This is a genomic window from Bacillus sp. FSL M7-0003, from assembly GCF_038628485.1.
Lineage (GTDB): Bacteria > Bacillota > Bacilli > Bacillales > Bacillaceae > Bacillus > Bacillus safensis.
Window position 1 is genome coordinate 3,413,089 of the sequence record NZ_CP152024.1, and the last position, 14,308, is coordinate 3,427,396.

Sequence of the window (14,308 nt, forward strand, 5' to 3'; positions counted from 1 at the left end):
TCTCCTATCCAAAAATCGTTCCATTTGAAAAGTATTTTATGATAATACTTATGATGCGAAATGTAAAATAAAACTAAATAATGGTAGAATTTATTTTAACGGAATTGAATGAAAAAGCAAGTATGGAGGGATCACTTGATGAAAGAATCTTTAGACAGCCAGGCTTCTAAAACATTTCCCATCACACTTGCCATTGCACTCACACTTGGCGTTTTTGCGGCGGGATCGGAAGAGCTGGTGATTTCACCACTGCTGCCTGATTTATCAAACTCCTTTCAGCACTCTCTTGATATTCTCGCTCTTTCCATCAGCATTTATGGGTTAGCTGTGCTGGTTGGGGCTCCGCTGCTCGTTCCTTTAGGGGACCGGTATTCAAGAGAGCTGTGTTTGATTATTGGGCTGTCTTTCTTTTTGATTGGAACAGTGATGTGTGCTGTTGCCCCCAATTTGGCCGTGTTTTTTGCAGGCCGAGCTATTTCTGGGCTGGCGACTGGTGTATTTGTGCCAACAGCCTATGCTCTCGTGGGCGACCGGGTTCCATATGAATATCGCGGCAAAGTGATGGGACTCATTGTATCGAGCTGGTCTCTTTCTCTTGTTCTTGGTGTGCCCATTGGCGCCTTTATTGGTCAAAGTTTGAACTGGCGCTGGACATTTTGGATTTTCGCCATGATGAGTCTCGTTGTCCTGCTGCTCGTCATTCTTGAATCTCGAAAACAAGACGCAGCAGCTGATCCGAAGGCATCTCAAGCGAGGGAGAAATCAGGCTCTATCTGGGGGGCTTTAAAAATCGACCGAGTCCCTGCCTATTTGACCGTGACATTTTGTAACATGCTTGGATTTTATGGCATGTACTCATTTTTAGGGGCTTACCTGCAAAGTCTGTTTTCCGGGGGTCAATCAACAGCTGGACTTCTGATCATGGCTTATGGCGTTGGCTTTTCCATGAGTATGTTTACCGGGAAATTAGCTGATTGGTTTGGCAAAACACGCTCACTTTTCTTTGTGCTGGGCGGCATTACGCTCGTTCTTGCCTTACTTCCTTATGCACCGTTCTCATGGACATTGCTCATTTTCGCTTTATTTATTTGGGGTGCCATGCAAAGTTTATCCGTCACGCTTTTGAGCACCGTCCTGAGCGACTGCTCTCAAACCCACCGAGGCAAAGTGATGGCTTTTTACAGCCTTGCTTCCAATCTTGCCGTTATGCTTGGGTCCGCTCTGATGGGACCTGTTTATGTCCATTTCGGCTATCATACGGTAGGGCTTGTATGTGCACTCATTACGCTTGTTGGTTGTATCGTCAGTTTTATCAGCTATAAACGTGAACGAGGTGCTTAGAGAAATGAAGGACTGTTGTTATATAAAAGTAAAAAGACCTTTCTTTTCCGAAAGGCCCCCGTTCTCTATTTAAATGTCGTTTCCCAATTAAACCCGATCGTTTCGTCATTCCAGGCGATTCTCTTTTCATCTGGGTTTTTCGGGTCATACGATTCTGTTGTGAAATACACAATTTGCAGCGGCGTCTCACCTAGTACACGGTAGCCATGCGCGACACCCTTTGGGATGAGAAGCAGCATCGGATTGTCTTCCCCCATATAATACACATCGGTTTGCCCCTTTGTGGGAGAGTCCTCACGCAAATCGTATAACACGACCTGTGCATGACCTGCCGGGAAGAACCAAACGTCGTCTTGTTTTTCATGATAATGAAAAGCTTTGATCACGCCTGGAAAGCTTTTCGACCATGACGCCTGACCAAAGCGTTTCAGCATCGGCTCATCATCTCGAATGAGCTCTGCAAAAAAGCCGCGGTCATCACAATGTTTCATGAGTTTTTTTGTTTGAACACCATCAATCATGCTGTTGCCATCTCCCTTCTTTCTGCAAATATTCGTGAAGTGCATCCTTCCAATGCCTCGGCTGCCAGCCTGTGGCTTCAATCGCTTGAAGATCTAAGACAGAATAGGCTGGACGAGGCGTTTGGAAGCCATACTCTTCCGTGGAAATCGGCTCAATTGTAGCGGACAGGCCGCTTTTCATCACAATTTCTGACGCAAAATCAAACCAGGAACAGCTTTCTCGATTACTGACATGGTACACGCCTGCCTTCTGATCAAACAAATGAATCAAGGCCTCGGCTGCATCCTTTGTATAAGTAGGAGACCCTATTTGATCGTTCACAATGCGCAAATGATCCTTCGTTTCAGCGAGCCGAAGAATGGTATTCACAAAGTTATGCCCCTCATGTCCGTAGAGCCACGAGGTACGAATGATTTTCACTTCGTCTGACACAAGCTGAATCAATTCCTCACCAAGCTTTTTACTCTTTCCATAAATGGTTTGAGGATCTGCTTGTGCATCGACTTGGTAAGGGGTGTCCGCCTGCCCGTCAAACACATAATCTGTACTGACATGTAACACATCAGCGCCTGCGCGCTTTGCTTCCAGGGCTGTATAGTAGGCGCCAATGCCATTCACAAGATACGCCTTTTCGGTTTCTGTTTCACATTGATCAACAGATGTATAGGCTGCTGCACTGACAACAATATCAGGCTGATAGTGTCTCATCGCATGTCTAACTGCCTGCTGGTCTGTGATATTGAGCATGTTCCTCGTTAAGGCAATGACGGTCATGTCTTTTTCTTTGAGCTGTCTGCTCAATTCTTTCCCTAATTGGCCGCCTGCACCGGTGATTAAAACTTTCATCCGTCACCCTTCTTCGCTCTGATCGTATTTGGTTCGATACCAATTGATCGTTTTTTCGATACCTTCTTCAAATGACGTCTCCTGCGTCCAGCCGAGCTCGCCTTTTAGCTTACTGGCATCAATGGCATACCGTCTGTCATGTCCTTTTCGGTCTTGAATAAACGCAATTTGATCATGACTGATTCCGAGCTGCGATAGAATCGTTTTGGTTAAATCGAGATTTGTTTTCTCATTGCCGCCGCCAATATTGTATACCTGCCCGGCTGTGCCGTTTTCGAGCACCTTCTTCACAGCTCTCGCATGGTCCTCTACATACAGCCAATCGCGAATTTGCCGGCCGTCTCCATAAATCGGGATTTTCTCTCCATTGACTGCTTTTCTAATAATGGTCGGTATTAATTTTTCCTCATGCTGATACGGTCCGTAATTGTTACTGCATCGTGTAATCATTGCGGGTAATTGGTGAGTGTGGATATAGGATTTCACAAGCAGGTCTGAACTCGCCTTGCTTGCTGAATAAGGATTATTCGGTGAAAGTGGTGTTTGTTCTGTGAAAGCAGGGTCATCTGGCTCCAAATCTCCATATACTTCATCTGTTGAAATATGAATGAGCTTTTTCGCCTTTCCTTTTAAGACCGATTCAAGCATACGATACGTTCCGAGGACATTTGTTTGAATAAAGGGCTCTGCCGATTCAATGCTGCGATCAACATGCGATTCTGCCGCAAAATGAATGATTGCATCATAGACTTCGTCAAATGCTTGATCCAGCTCATGCTGAAGGGTAATATCCCCCTGAATAAACCGAAAATGAGACAACTTTAATAATTCATCCATCTCGTCTGGATGACTGGCATATGTTAATTTATCCAAAACGGTGAGCCTGACATTTGTATCCTGAAGCAGCAGCTTCACAAAATTCAGTCCGATAAAACCCGCTCCGCCTGTAATTAAATAAGACTTCGTCATTCGGATCCCTCTTTTTTCTTCATCGTTTCAAACATTTTCGCAGATGCTTCGTGGAGAGATTCATGTGTTCCTGCATCAATCCACCACCCTTTTAACATATCATAGGTCAGCTGGCTATTTGAGATATAGAGATTGTTCACGTCTGTAATCTCTAATTCGCCTCGATCTGACGGCGAGATTCTCTCAATATATTGAAAGACTTCTTGATCATAAAAATAGATGCCCGTGACGCAGTAAGATGAGCGCGGATACTCCGGCTTTTCTTCTATTGATAAAATCCGTTGGCGCGTGGCATCAATTTCTGCAATGCCAAACCGGTTTGGATCTGCCACTTCTTTCAACAAAACCTTGGCTCCTCTATCTTGCCGCTGAAAGGCTTCAACAAAAGGGTTTAGCGAATCCTCAAATACATTATCACCAAGCATCAGCACAAACTTCTCCCCTTTGACAAAGGGCTTTGCATAGGATAAGCCGTCTGATATCCCAGACGCTTCAGGCTGTACCTGATATACGATGTTCATCCCCAGTTCCTGATCGCTTTCAAGCAGCTTTTGAAACAGCGGGATTTGTTCTTCTTGTGATATGACCATCACATCTAAAATCCCTGCTTCCTTCAATTTGAACAATGACCAATAAATCATTGGATATGGACCAACCGGCAATAAATGTTTATTGAAAATCTTCGTTAAAGGTGCCAGTCGTGATCCCTTTCCTCCTGCTAAAATAACTCCCTTCACATCTACACATCCTTATGTTCTTTTTGATGATGATTCATGAGGTGTATAAGAATGTTTTTCACTCGTTCAGTTCCTTTTCCATCGATGAGTGTCCGTCCATTGAGATGGATGCTCCTGCGGAGAAAATAGCTGCCAGACAGCCTTTCCACAGCACATCGTATATCTTTTTCATCCACAAGTTCACCTAATCCAAGATGACGGCAGGCTCCCTTTTGTGCAAAACGAGCGGCTGTCACTGCTTGGTGGTCGACTTGTGAAAGGACAATACTGGGCACTCCGATACAAACTGCCTCGTATAACGTCATCCCGCCAGCCACTATTGCCAGATCAGCTTCCGAAAGGCGTGCAGGTAATTGATCTGTATGACGAATGAATTGAATATGCTCAGCCTCTATTTGTTCTTCAATGCGGGAGGCTTTTCCTGTAACCGCTAAGATGTGTAAGTGGTCAGCTTCGAGGAGTGCTGATACAGCCTTTGATAACAATCCGCGCGGGTCACTGCCCCCAAGGCTGATGACCACCTTTTTGCATTCTTTTCGAACCTCATATGTGTCTTTTAATCGGCTTATCTCTTGATCTAACAATAAATAAGGTGTTCCATAAAAATATTCTGTCCCATCTACTTGCATGTGCTTTTCGTCCAGACCGCCATAAATGCCGTTCACGACAGCATCGGCAAGCTGACAGGCTTCTGCTCTTATTTCTTCAAATAAAACCAGCCTTGCAGAGCCGGAGGACGCTTTGATCAATCGAAGAAATTGGAGGTCACAATCAAGTACATCAATCAGCAGAAGATCTGGATTCAGCTCTTTTATGTCCTGCTCCATCTGAAGGAATGCCTTCGACTCCTGCACCAAATGAACGTGCCAATCTGGACCTGAGAGCATTTCTACACAGATCTGTTCATTTGTATAGAAAGATATGTCGTTTCCTTCTTGAAGCAGTTGATTTGCCAGCCGTTTCATTCTGACGACATGCCCCATTCCTCTTAAAAACCCACCGTACACAACAATCATGATTTTCTTGTTCATTCAGCATCCTTCTGTTTCACAAATTGATTCAACCGAACAATATCAGGGTCTTGTTCGCAAATGGTGATGAGTTCAGCCGTAGGCACAGCAATGGAGCCGCCAGCTTTCTCTAGTAAACGGGTCGCAAACACATAATCTTCTTCTGTATCAATCGTGAATCGATAAGCAGGATATGCAAGTTCTTTGGGCGGTGTGAATAATTGCAGGTGAAATTGCTCAGGATGCTTTCTGATATAGAGCGTGACATGCTCACGCTCTGGCTGCGTAAGGGGAAAATTGTCGATTTCACTTAAAATCGGTGCGTCGATCATTTCCCCGGAAATACCGAGTGGCGTTCCAGCCGTATACGTGTAATCAGCCTTCTCTTGTTTATGTTTTTCAAGCATTTTCGACAAAAGGACTGGATCTATAAATGGGTTATCTCCTGTTAAACGCACAATGGTTTGCGGTTCAAAATGACGGACAATCTGCGCAAATCGCTGCAGTACATCCGTCTCACTGCCACGAAATACTTTATAGCCCTTGGAGAGACAATAATGAGCCAGCAGATCATCTTCTGCCTCAACTGTTGTGGCGATCATGAGGTTCTGCGTTTTGTGATTGTAATGATCTGATTGCTTTACTCGTTCAACAATCAGGTCGATCAGCGCCATACCGCCGATCGGTTTCATTACCTTTTTTGGCAGCCTTGTTGAGCCCATTCTCGCCTGTATGACAAAAAGGACATCATTGTTCATTTGGCGTCTCCTTCATGAGTACATCTTTCCACGAAACCCCTGTATGGGCTGGGATATCTCTGACAGCCTTTGCGCCAAGTAAAACCGCCATATACCTTGGATGCAGACCTTGGCTTTTTTGTCCTGGACGTAACACAGCTAGATTTTCTGCGGTCAATGTCTCGCCCTTCGCAATGCCTTTTGTCGTAAAAATGCCTCGATACGCAAATTCACGAATCTTGCCTTCAATAGCTGTTGTCGTTTTATAAGAACTGCCAAGGAGCTCTTCTGGCACTGAATGAATGTCAGCTTCTTTTAAATTCCGCTGCTTTTCTGCCGCTCGAATATGCTGAACCATTTCCTTCAATTCTTCAGGATCAAGCGCAAAGGAATGATCAGCCCCAGGTAACGTTTTATCGACTGTAAAATGCTTTTCAATGATTGCTGCCCCAAGCTTCACAGCAGCTACAGGCGCTTCAATTGGATGCTCACTATGATCAGAAAAGCCAATGACTGCCTCGGGAAATGCCGCAGCTAAAGTTTGAAGCACGCGCAGATTCGTGTAAGCTCTAGGTGCTGGATACTTTGCTACGCAATGCATGATAGCGACCTGCTGATTTTGCTCGCTTGTAATCGCCTCGTATGCTTCATGGACATCCGAAATGGTTGCCCCGGCTGTTGAGAATATGATGGGCTTTTGAAAAGATGCCGTGTGACGCATAAGAGGCAGATGATTGATTTCATAGGATGCCAGCTTGAAAGCCGGCGGATCGGTTTGATTCAATAGATTCGCAGATTCTTCGTCACACACTGTGCTTAAAAATATCAGCCCTTTTTCCGCGCAACGTGACAATAACACTGGGAGCCATTCTGGCGGCAGCTCCATTTGTTCCACTAAAGAAAAAATAGACACCTCTTCTCCCTTGGCTGTTTCGTACAAACCCGGTTCCTTTTGATACATCCGATCAGCTTGAAACATTTGAAACTTCACCGCATCTGCACCTGCTTCTTTTGCCACATCAATTAAAGCAAGCGCCTGATCCAGCTTTCCATCATGGTTAATGCCTGCCTCTGCAATGATAAAGACAGGCGCACCATCCCCTACTTTGCGATCTCCGATATAGAAATGCGCCATCTTACCTCTCTCCTTTTTTCGGCCACACATGGTAATACAAGAAGGCATTTTTTGTTCTAAAGCCCAGCTTTTCGTACAGCTGAATCGCGGTTGTGTTATGCATCTGAGTTCCGGCAGAAATAAACCGATGCCCTCTCTCATAAGAGGCTTTTATTATCGCCATCACGAGCTTTTTTCCGATCCCTTTTCCTTGTGCATCCGGTCTAATGGACAATAAATCAAGCACTAGTTCATCGCCCTTTGTCACCCCTTGAATCAAACCAATGACTTCATCGTTCACCTTTGCCGCGAGATTGATATCTGCACGTCCGAGTAAATTGTTTCTCATCCATTCCTGAAAGAAATGCTGGACGACATTCTGATCTAAAAAAGGATCAAGTGCGTACCGGCTTTTCCCAAACGCCTGATGAGCAAGTGACACCGCCTCATCGTAATCCTTTTCATCCGGCAGACTAATAACCACATCTTCACCTGCTGATGGAAGCTCCATTTGTACAGGCGGCGCCTCAAGACGAGTGAGACCGCCCACATAGTACACATGTGACAGTCTTTGAACGATACGGTTTTTTACAAGATCAGACGCTTCAAGACGTAAAAAGAAAAAATCGCATTTTTCAGTTCTCATCCAATTGATGAAACGCTCCATCAATTCTTGAAAAGAAGACGCTGACTCCGCTTCCACAAACTTCACATGAAAAATATGCTGATCAAAAATGCCGCTTTCCCATTTTGACCATTCATATAACAGGACTGCTTTGAGCTGGGCGCCATTAACAAGAGCAAACTGCTTGAAGCCGTTCATTTGTTCCGCTTGTTGACCGTATTTCTCCAGCCAAGCAGCGAGCACCTGATCATCTACAGCATGAACGACCTTCATGATGATGCCCTCTGTTCTTTTAAAATAGACAACACCGCTGTGATAACATCCTGCACATCTTCATCTGTCATACTTGGATAGAGCGGCAGTGAGAGCGTCTGCTTGTAGTATGCGAGTGACTCAGGGAAATCCTCTGGTGAATAGTGATATGTTTCCTGATAGTATGGATGCAAGTGAACAGGGATAAAGTGAACACTCGTGCCGATTTTATATTCCTTTTGCAGTTGATCAATCAGTTCATCCCGCGTGATGAATGCTTCTTTTGGATTCACTTGCAGTACATACAAATGCCATGCATGTCTTCCATGTTGATGCACAGGCGGCAGGATCAGACCCGCTTCTTTTTGAAAAGCCTGATTGTATGCTTTTGCAATCTGTTCTCTCCGTGTCTGCATGTCATCCAGACGGTTTAGCTGAACAAGCCCTAACGATGCCTGCACGTCAAACATGTTCATTTTATAGCCTGGTTCCTCGACCTCGTAATACCACGTTCCTTTTTCTCCATAACGATTCCACGCTCCCTTGCTCATCCCATGCAGCGCTAGTCTTCTAATCCGAGCAGCAAGCGCATCATCATTTGTTGTCAGCATGCCGCCTTCACCAGTCGCTAGGTTTTTCGTTGCATAAAAGCTAAAAGCGGTCGCATCACCAATGGATCCAACGGGCTGACCGTGGTACGTTGTGTAAAGAGCGTGGGCAGCATCTTCAAGTACAAATAGATCATACTTTTTGGCAATCGCTAAAATTCGGTCCATATCGCACGATTGACCGGCAAAGTGAACAGGAACAATCGCTTTTGTATGTGGTGTAATGGCCGCTTCTATTTTCTCTGCATCCAGGTTGAGTGTCGCTGGATCAATATCGACAAATACAGGCGCTGCCCCCGTATGGATAATCGTATTAGCTGTTGCGCAGAATGTCAGAGGGGTTGTAATCACCTCATCCCCAGCCCCAATCCCTCTTGCCTTTAAGGCTAAAAATAAAGCAGCCGTACATGAATTGACAGCGATCGCATGTTTTGCACCTGTCAGCTGCTGAAATTCTTCTTCAAACTGTCTTACTTTTGGTCCAGTTGACAGCCAGCCGGACTTTAATGTTCCAATGACTTCATCAATTTCCTCCTGCTCAATGAAAGGCAGAGCATAAGGAAGAAATTGTGCTCTCTTTTTTCCCATATCGCTTGCACACCCCTATCTTCATCTCTGAAAATCCACACCAGTTTTTGTTTTGAGCAGAGAAAGCAGAACATCGATAGATCGCGCATGCGGATAATGTTGTTTAATGAACTGAGCTCCTTGCTGCTTTGCCAGTTTCATCTCTTGTTCATCCGACAAAATACGAATGGCTTTCTCAGCTAGTTCAACAGGGTTTTCCATATGATAACTGCCAAGCGACTCGTAATATGGGTATCTTCTGCCTTCTGTCATTTTCCCGATCAGCACACTCTTTTCAAAAAGCATCGCTTCAAGACCCACTGTAGATGTGAGCGTAATCACGATATCCACATATGGCAGCAGGTCATACAGGTCAATTTCTTTTTTAATCAATTTCACATGATTTCCCGCTCGTTCAATAGACACATAGTCATTTAATCGATTTCGAGCAATTTCCCAAGGATGCGGCTTCATGATCAGCTGAATGTCTTTCCGTTTGGCGATCGTTTTAAGAACATCGCCATAAAAGGCTTCAGAAAACGGCTGCGTTGCCACAAGCACGGTCTTTTTAGCCGGACTGAAATTCAATTTACGAAAAATGAGATCCTGTTGAAGCGGCGTTCGCTCTTTCACCAAATCAAACCTCGGATGACCTGTGATTTCCACCTGTTCCGGCTGACAGCCTTTGTCTACATACCAATCCTTTTCATATTTTCCAAACACCCCATGGCAAGTCGTAAAAATCGGTAAAAAGGCTTCGTCTCCCATAAGCGCGCCGTGCTGAAGACAGATACTCGTAAGCTGGCGTTTCACTGTTTGCAAAGCGAGTACGCGGCTGTAGACATCCTCTGTCGTTCCAACAATAACAGCTGCAATCGGCTGCATTTGAAATAGCATTTCTATCTGGTCAATGACATCAATAAATTGCACAATGTCCTTCCGCAGTTTTTCTCTAAAAAAGACATTGCCAAAGACAGGGTGGTGAGCGTAAGGTTTAAGGAGAGCATTTGCTTTTTCAATATATTCAGCGTGGGCTTCTTTATTAACCTCTCCGGCTAATTCCGGCTTACTGATCACGGGTAAACCGTAATAATCCGCCTTCTTCCAACGAGCGAGCACCACCGTTTGGTTTGGATGGAACCGCGTGTAATTTTGTTCCGTAAAACGCAGGTGTTCAAAGTGAAGCAATACCTTTCCATTCGCCGGTCGATAAGCAACACGCTTGATCTGCTGTTTATGCTGATCAAAAAATGGCTGAATCTCTTCCGGTAATGGACAAGCGGTTGTCAGTTCTTGACCGAATGCTTCATCTTCCATGCGTTCCCTCACTTCAGGACTGATATATTGATAAAAATTACTGATCAACCCAAGAGGAATTTGCTTGTAGGACAAATCCTTCATCAGATTCACATACTCAAAGTACACCTGCCAATAATGATGAATATAGTGCGACACTTCAGGTCACCTCCCATGTCTTTGTTTTAATATACTGCGAAGCTCCCAGCAGGTGGACTGCTCGGGAAGTGCTTGAATAAAGGCACTTTTCTCTTCTTCTGCCAGCTGATAATGAATGGACTGTTCTGTAATGTAATTTGTATCTAATATTTCTTCAAAGGGATAGAACGGATAAAAATGATTTAAGCGGAAAAAGAAACGGGCATCCCCTATTCGATAAAAATGCGGACTCTCGTCCCAGTAAGACCCAAATTCCTCATGAATTTTTGATAAAATGGATGTACGATGCACGACCGAGCAATGATCTATGGCGCAGGGGGCATTCCATTGCACTGTTTGCGCCGGCCGAATCGTTTCCTTCACTGGCTCTTTTTTGCTATTTAAATAGATCACTTTAGAACTAGAATAAACAATATCTTTACCTGGATGGGCATCTAGATAATGAGTGAGCTTCTCTAAACGGTCCGGGGCGTAGACATTGTCATCTGTGGCATAGGAAATATACTCCCCTTTTGCCAGTTCTAATGCTTGATTAATCAACACGGCGTAGCGAGTTTTCGCTGTTCTCTCTTCCAGCGTTTTGACCCCGCTTTGGATAAAATGAACGCGCGGATCTTTGCGAAACGGTTCAATAGCAGCAAGGGTTTTTTCGTTTGATCCATCATCCATGATAAAAAGTTCAAAGTCTGACAGCGTCTGCTGCAGGACCGCTTCAATCGATCTGCCGACGTAAGCCGCCTTGTTGTAGCTCGTCATAATGACAGTTACTTTTGTCAAAGTTTTCACCTCGGTCTCTTTCAAACTATGTTTATCATATGTGTCTCCTCTTAAAGAGACTGTAGAGTGACCTATTTTTTATAAAATTGTATTTTTTTATTGATCTATCTTTGAAAAATGCGAACTTTTTGGTAATATAAGTAATCATTTGTGTGTATTAAAGGAGTAAAGAACATTGGAAGCTATGAAGAATGATCACTCCCAAGAAGAGGAAGTAAAAGGATTTTTTCGATTTTTTAAAATTTTCGTCGCAACAAAAACGATTATTCGCTCATATCAACATTCCAATATTCCCATTTGGCTGATGATGCTCCTTGCAAGTATCGCCGGTACGGGCTGGATCTATGAAGGGTATTTTAGCGAGTATATGGGCAATCATATTCCATTCCCTTTTATTCTGTTACAAGGAGCGGGATATGGTATTTTGGCAGGCAATATGATTCTATTTTTCGGTGTCCTCATCATCAAGTGGTTAGGACGTCTCTTTTTCGGCTGTCAAACGGCGTATCGAGATATACTCAAAGCGTGCACACTGACGGTCTTTTTCCCTTCTGCTTTATTTTCACTTACTTGGATTTTCACTGTTGGGATGCTTGGTCCGTATACGTTTGTTAAAATCTCACCATATTTAGATCAGCATTATGAAGTATGGTATTACCTCGATCTTTTACCTCTTACGGAAGCATATGCAAAGACGTGGATATTGGGAATGGCTGTTTTAGGCATTGTCGCTGTGATGAAGCTCAGATTATGGCAAGCCTTCATCATTGTGATCACACCGCTCGCCGCTTTTTTTCTCATCATGACACTTTTATTTGATATTCAGCACGCTATAAACTGGATCATGTAAAAAGGACGAGTACCGATAGAATACGAGGGATTGTCTTCACGCTGAGGAATTGCATAGCAGTTCCTTTTTTTCGTTCAATGTACATATTCTCCCCTCCTGTCTCATAGTGTGAAAGAGAGAAAGAATGCTATGGAAACAACAGGTGCTTTAGCGCCTTCTGTTTAGAACACCATGAGGAAAGAGGAGGAACGTTATGAAATTGAAAAATCAATTTGGGCAAGGTTCGGGTTTCGAAGGTCAAGATTTCCGCCAGCAACAATATGGAGCAAATCCGTATCCTGCGCAGCAGATGGGTTATTCAGTCCCTCCCCAAACGCAGGGTCAAATGCAGCAGGGGTTTTCACCAATGCCGTCTACCGGTACTTCACAAGGAGGCCAAGGAACGCAGGGCGGCGGTCAGCCCTATCAAATTCCTTCTGGACCGGTTTATCAGCAGAATGTCACAGGGCAGCTGCCTATTGAGCAGTCCTATATTGAAAATATTTTACGATTGAACCGCGGCAAGGTAGCCACGATTTATATGACGTTTGAGGCGAGTAAGGAATGGAATTCGAAGATTTTTAGAGGCGTCATAGAAGCTGCAGGGCGTGACCACATTATCATTAGTGATAATAAGACAGGAACACGATACTTACTATTAACAATCTATCTTGATTACATTACATTTGATGGAGAAATTCAATATGATTATCCTTATTCGATGTCAACATATTCTCCGAGATAACGTCAAGCATGGCAAAAGCAAGGCTCAGGTGCCCTTGCTTTTTTCTTTTGTCTAGGTTTTTGTCACACCTCTGGGGCCCTGCTCATAAGATGCCTAGTAGTTTTTATCAAAAGCCTAGAGGTGACATCAATGACTGTTGAGCTGGATTATACATCACCAAATGTCAAATTTTCATACGATCTGAATCAAAGCCCCCTTGTGAAATTCGATCAGCATAACCTAATTAATGTGTTAGGAAAAAAACAATTAAACTCGTTGGATCAAGTGTCCCTGCTGGATATATATTTGAGTAAAAGCAAAGTCGTAGAGCCTCATTATCATCAAAATGCGGCAGAGCTTGTTTATTGTATAGCCGGTTCTGCTGCCGTTTCGATGCTGAATCCATTTACAAAAAAACTGCACACCTACACCATCACACCTGGACAGGTGGCAAACGTGCCTCAAGGCTGGTGGCACTATGAAGTCGCTCTCCAAGACAGAACTCATTTGTTAGCCATTTTTAACGCATCTACACCTGAAGTGATCCTAGGCTCAGACCTTCTCACCCTCACCCCTTCTCACATCATGGCCCATACTTATTGCATGAACGAAACACAGTGGAAGCAGGCGATAAAGCCTGTGAAACCAAGTGTGTTTATCGGACCATTTTGCCACCGGGAGGAAGAGTCTCAAACGCATCCTGTCCCTCCATCTCACTACGTCCCATATTATCAAGCACCGCCCAACTATACCCCTTACTGGAGTTAAGAAAAAAACCGATGCCCCTATGAGAGCATCGGTTTATTGGCTTATAAATTTTTTGCTGCTGCAATGACAAGCATGATCCAAGAAGCGATAAATGCTACTCCGCCAATAGGAGTAATGGCACCTAGAATCTTTACCTGCGTCAATGCCAGCACATAAAGGCTTCCTGAGAAGAAAAGGATGCCTGCAAGCATCACCCAGCCAGCGGTTGGAACTAGGGAAACACCTGATAGCTTATCTGCAAGAAAGGCGACAATAAATAGTCCTATCGCATGGAACATCTGATATTGAACACCTTTATTCCATATTTCTATATATTTTTCAGGGATTTTCCCTTCTAGACCGTGCGCACCGAAGGCTCCAAGTCCAACAGCAAGCATGGCGTTAATGGCACCTAAAATGAAAAATAGTTTCATTCGTCATTCTCCTT

At 44.1% G+C, this 14,308-nt stretch carries 16 protein-coding genes; 4 read left to right on the forward strand and 12 right to left on the reverse strand.

Annotated elements, in window-relative coordinates:
* Positions 1 to 138 precede the first annotated feature (138 nt).
* Positions 139 to 1,341, forward strand: coding sequence for an MFS transporter (locus MHI23_RS17540; RefSeq protein ID WP_342492127.1), 1,203 nt, complete (start codon positions 139 to 141; stop codon positions 1,339 to 1,341).
* 65 nt (positions 1,342 to 1,406) lie between these two features.
* Here the strand turns inward: MHI23_RS17540 and MHI23_RS17545 are convergent, their stop codons facing one another.
* Genes MHI23_RS17545 through MHI23_RS17595 form a run of 11 tightly spaced genes read right to left on the reverse strand, consistent with a single transcriptional unit; the run spans position 1,407 to position 11,560 of the window.
* Entirely contained in the window at positions 1,407 to 1,862 is a 456-nt protein-coding gene (locus MHI23_RS17545) for a dTDP-4-dehydrorhamnose 3,5-epimerase family protein (protein ID WP_024423802.1), read from the reverse strand.
* Positions 1,855 to 2,709 (reverse strand): dTDP-4-dehydrorhamnose reductase, encoded by an 855-nt coding sequence (gene rfbD / locus MHI23_RS17550; protein WP_024423803.1) that lies wholly within the window; start codon positions 2,707 to 2,709, stop codon positions 1,855 to 1,857. Before rfbD ends, MHI23_RS17545 begins: the two co-directional genes overlap by 8 nt.
* Before the next feature lie 3 nt (positions 2,710 to 2,712).
* Entirely contained in the window at positions 2,713 to 3,678 is a 966-nt protein-coding gene (gene rfbB / locus MHI23_RS17555) for a dTDP-glucose 4,6-dehydratase (RefSeq protein WP_342492128.1), read from the reverse strand.
* Positions 3,675 to 4,415: a sugar phosphate nucleotidyltransferase gene (locus tag MHI23_RS17560; protein WP_024423805.1), complete on the reverse strand. Its 741-nt coding sequence runs from the start codon at positions 4,413 to 4,415 to the stop codon at positions 3,675 to 3,677. Before MHI23_RS17560 ends, rfbB begins: the two co-directional genes overlap by 4 nt.
* Positions 4,416 to 4,417: 2 nt before the next feature.
* Positions 4,418 to 5,446, reverse strand: a complete 1,029-nt coding sequence (locus MHI23_RS17565) for a glycosyltransferase (protein WP_024426397.1) — start codon at positions 5,444 to 5,446, stop codon at positions 4,418 to 4,420.
* Complete coding sequence (locus MHI23_RS17570; protein WP_342492129.1) at positions 5,443 to 6,183, reverse strand: glycosyltransferase family protein; 741 nt, start codon at positions 6,181 to 6,183, stop codon at positions 5,443 to 5,445. Before MHI23_RS17570 ends, MHI23_RS17565 begins: the two co-directional genes overlap by 4 nt.
* Positions 6,173 to 7,297, reverse strand: a complete 1,125-nt coding sequence (locus MHI23_RS17575) for an N-acetylneuraminate synthase family protein (protein ID WP_327831071.1) — start codon at positions 7,295 to 7,297, stop codon at positions 6,173 to 6,175. The genes MHI23_RS17570 and MHI23_RS17575 overlap by 11 nt, the downstream gene beginning before the upstream one ends.
* 1 nt (position 7,298) lies before the next feature.
* Positions 7,299 to 8,174, reverse strand: a complete 876-nt coding sequence (locus tag MHI23_RS17580; RefSeq protein WP_342492130.1) for a GNAT family N-acetyltransferase — start codon at positions 8,172 to 8,174, stop codon at positions 7,299 to 7,301.
* Positions 8,171 to 9,349, reverse strand: a complete 1,179-nt coding sequence (locus MHI23_RS17585; protein ID WP_342492131.1) for a DegT/DnrJ/EryC1/StrS family aminotransferase — start codon at positions 9,347 to 9,349, stop codon at positions 8,171 to 8,173. The genes MHI23_RS17580 and MHI23_RS17585 overlap by 4 nt, the downstream gene beginning before the upstream one ends.
* A 21-nt stretch (positions 9,350 to 9,370) precedes the next feature.
* Positions 9,371 to 10,783, reverse strand: coding sequence for a CDP-glycerol glycerophosphotransferase family protein (locus tag MHI23_RS17590; protein ID WP_327831074.1), 1,413 nt, complete (start codon positions 10,781 to 10,783; stop codon positions 9,371 to 9,373).
* Positions 10,784 to 10,789: 6 nt separating this feature from the next.
* Entirely contained in the window at positions 10,790 to 11,560 is a 771-nt protein-coding gene (locus MHI23_RS17595) for a glycosyltransferase family 2 protein (protein WP_342492132.1), read from the reverse strand.
* Between the two features lie 175 nt (positions 11,561 to 11,735).
* Between MHI23_RS17595 and MHI23_RS17600 the strand changes: the two genes are divergently transcribed.
* The 3 genes from MHI23_RS17600 to MHI23_RS17610 all read left to right on the forward strand — a co-directional run bounded on the left by MHI23_RS17600 (position 11,736) and on the right by MHI23_RS17610 (position 13,881).
* Positions 11,736 to 12,410: a YIP1 family protein gene (locus tag MHI23_RS17600; RefSeq protein WP_024423813.1), complete on the forward strand. Its 675-nt coding sequence runs from the start codon at positions 11,736 to 11,738 to the stop codon at positions 12,408 to 12,410.
* Between the two features lie 193 nt (positions 12,411 to 12,603).
* A complete protein-coding gene (gene gerQ, locus MHI23_RS17605; protein ID WP_024426405.1) occupies positions 12,604 to 13,134 on the forward strand; it encodes a spore coat protein GerQ in 531 nt (176 codons plus the stop codon).
* Between the two features lie 129 nt (positions 13,135 to 13,263).
* Positions 13,264 to 13,881, forward strand: coding sequence for a cupin domain-containing protein (locus MHI23_RS17610; RefSeq protein WP_024423814.1), 618 nt, complete (start codon positions 13,264 to 13,266; stop codon positions 13,879 to 13,881).
* Between the two features lie 41 nt (positions 13,882 to 13,922).
* Here the strand turns inward: MHI23_RS17610 and MHI23_RS17615 are convergent, their stop codons facing one another.
* Positions 13,923 to 14,294: a DUF423 domain-containing protein gene (locus MHI23_RS17615; protein WP_003215282.1), complete on the reverse strand. Its 372-nt coding sequence runs from the start codon at positions 14,292 to 14,294 to the stop codon at positions 13,923 to 13,925.
* Positions 14,295 to 14,308: the final 14 nt, after the last annotated feature.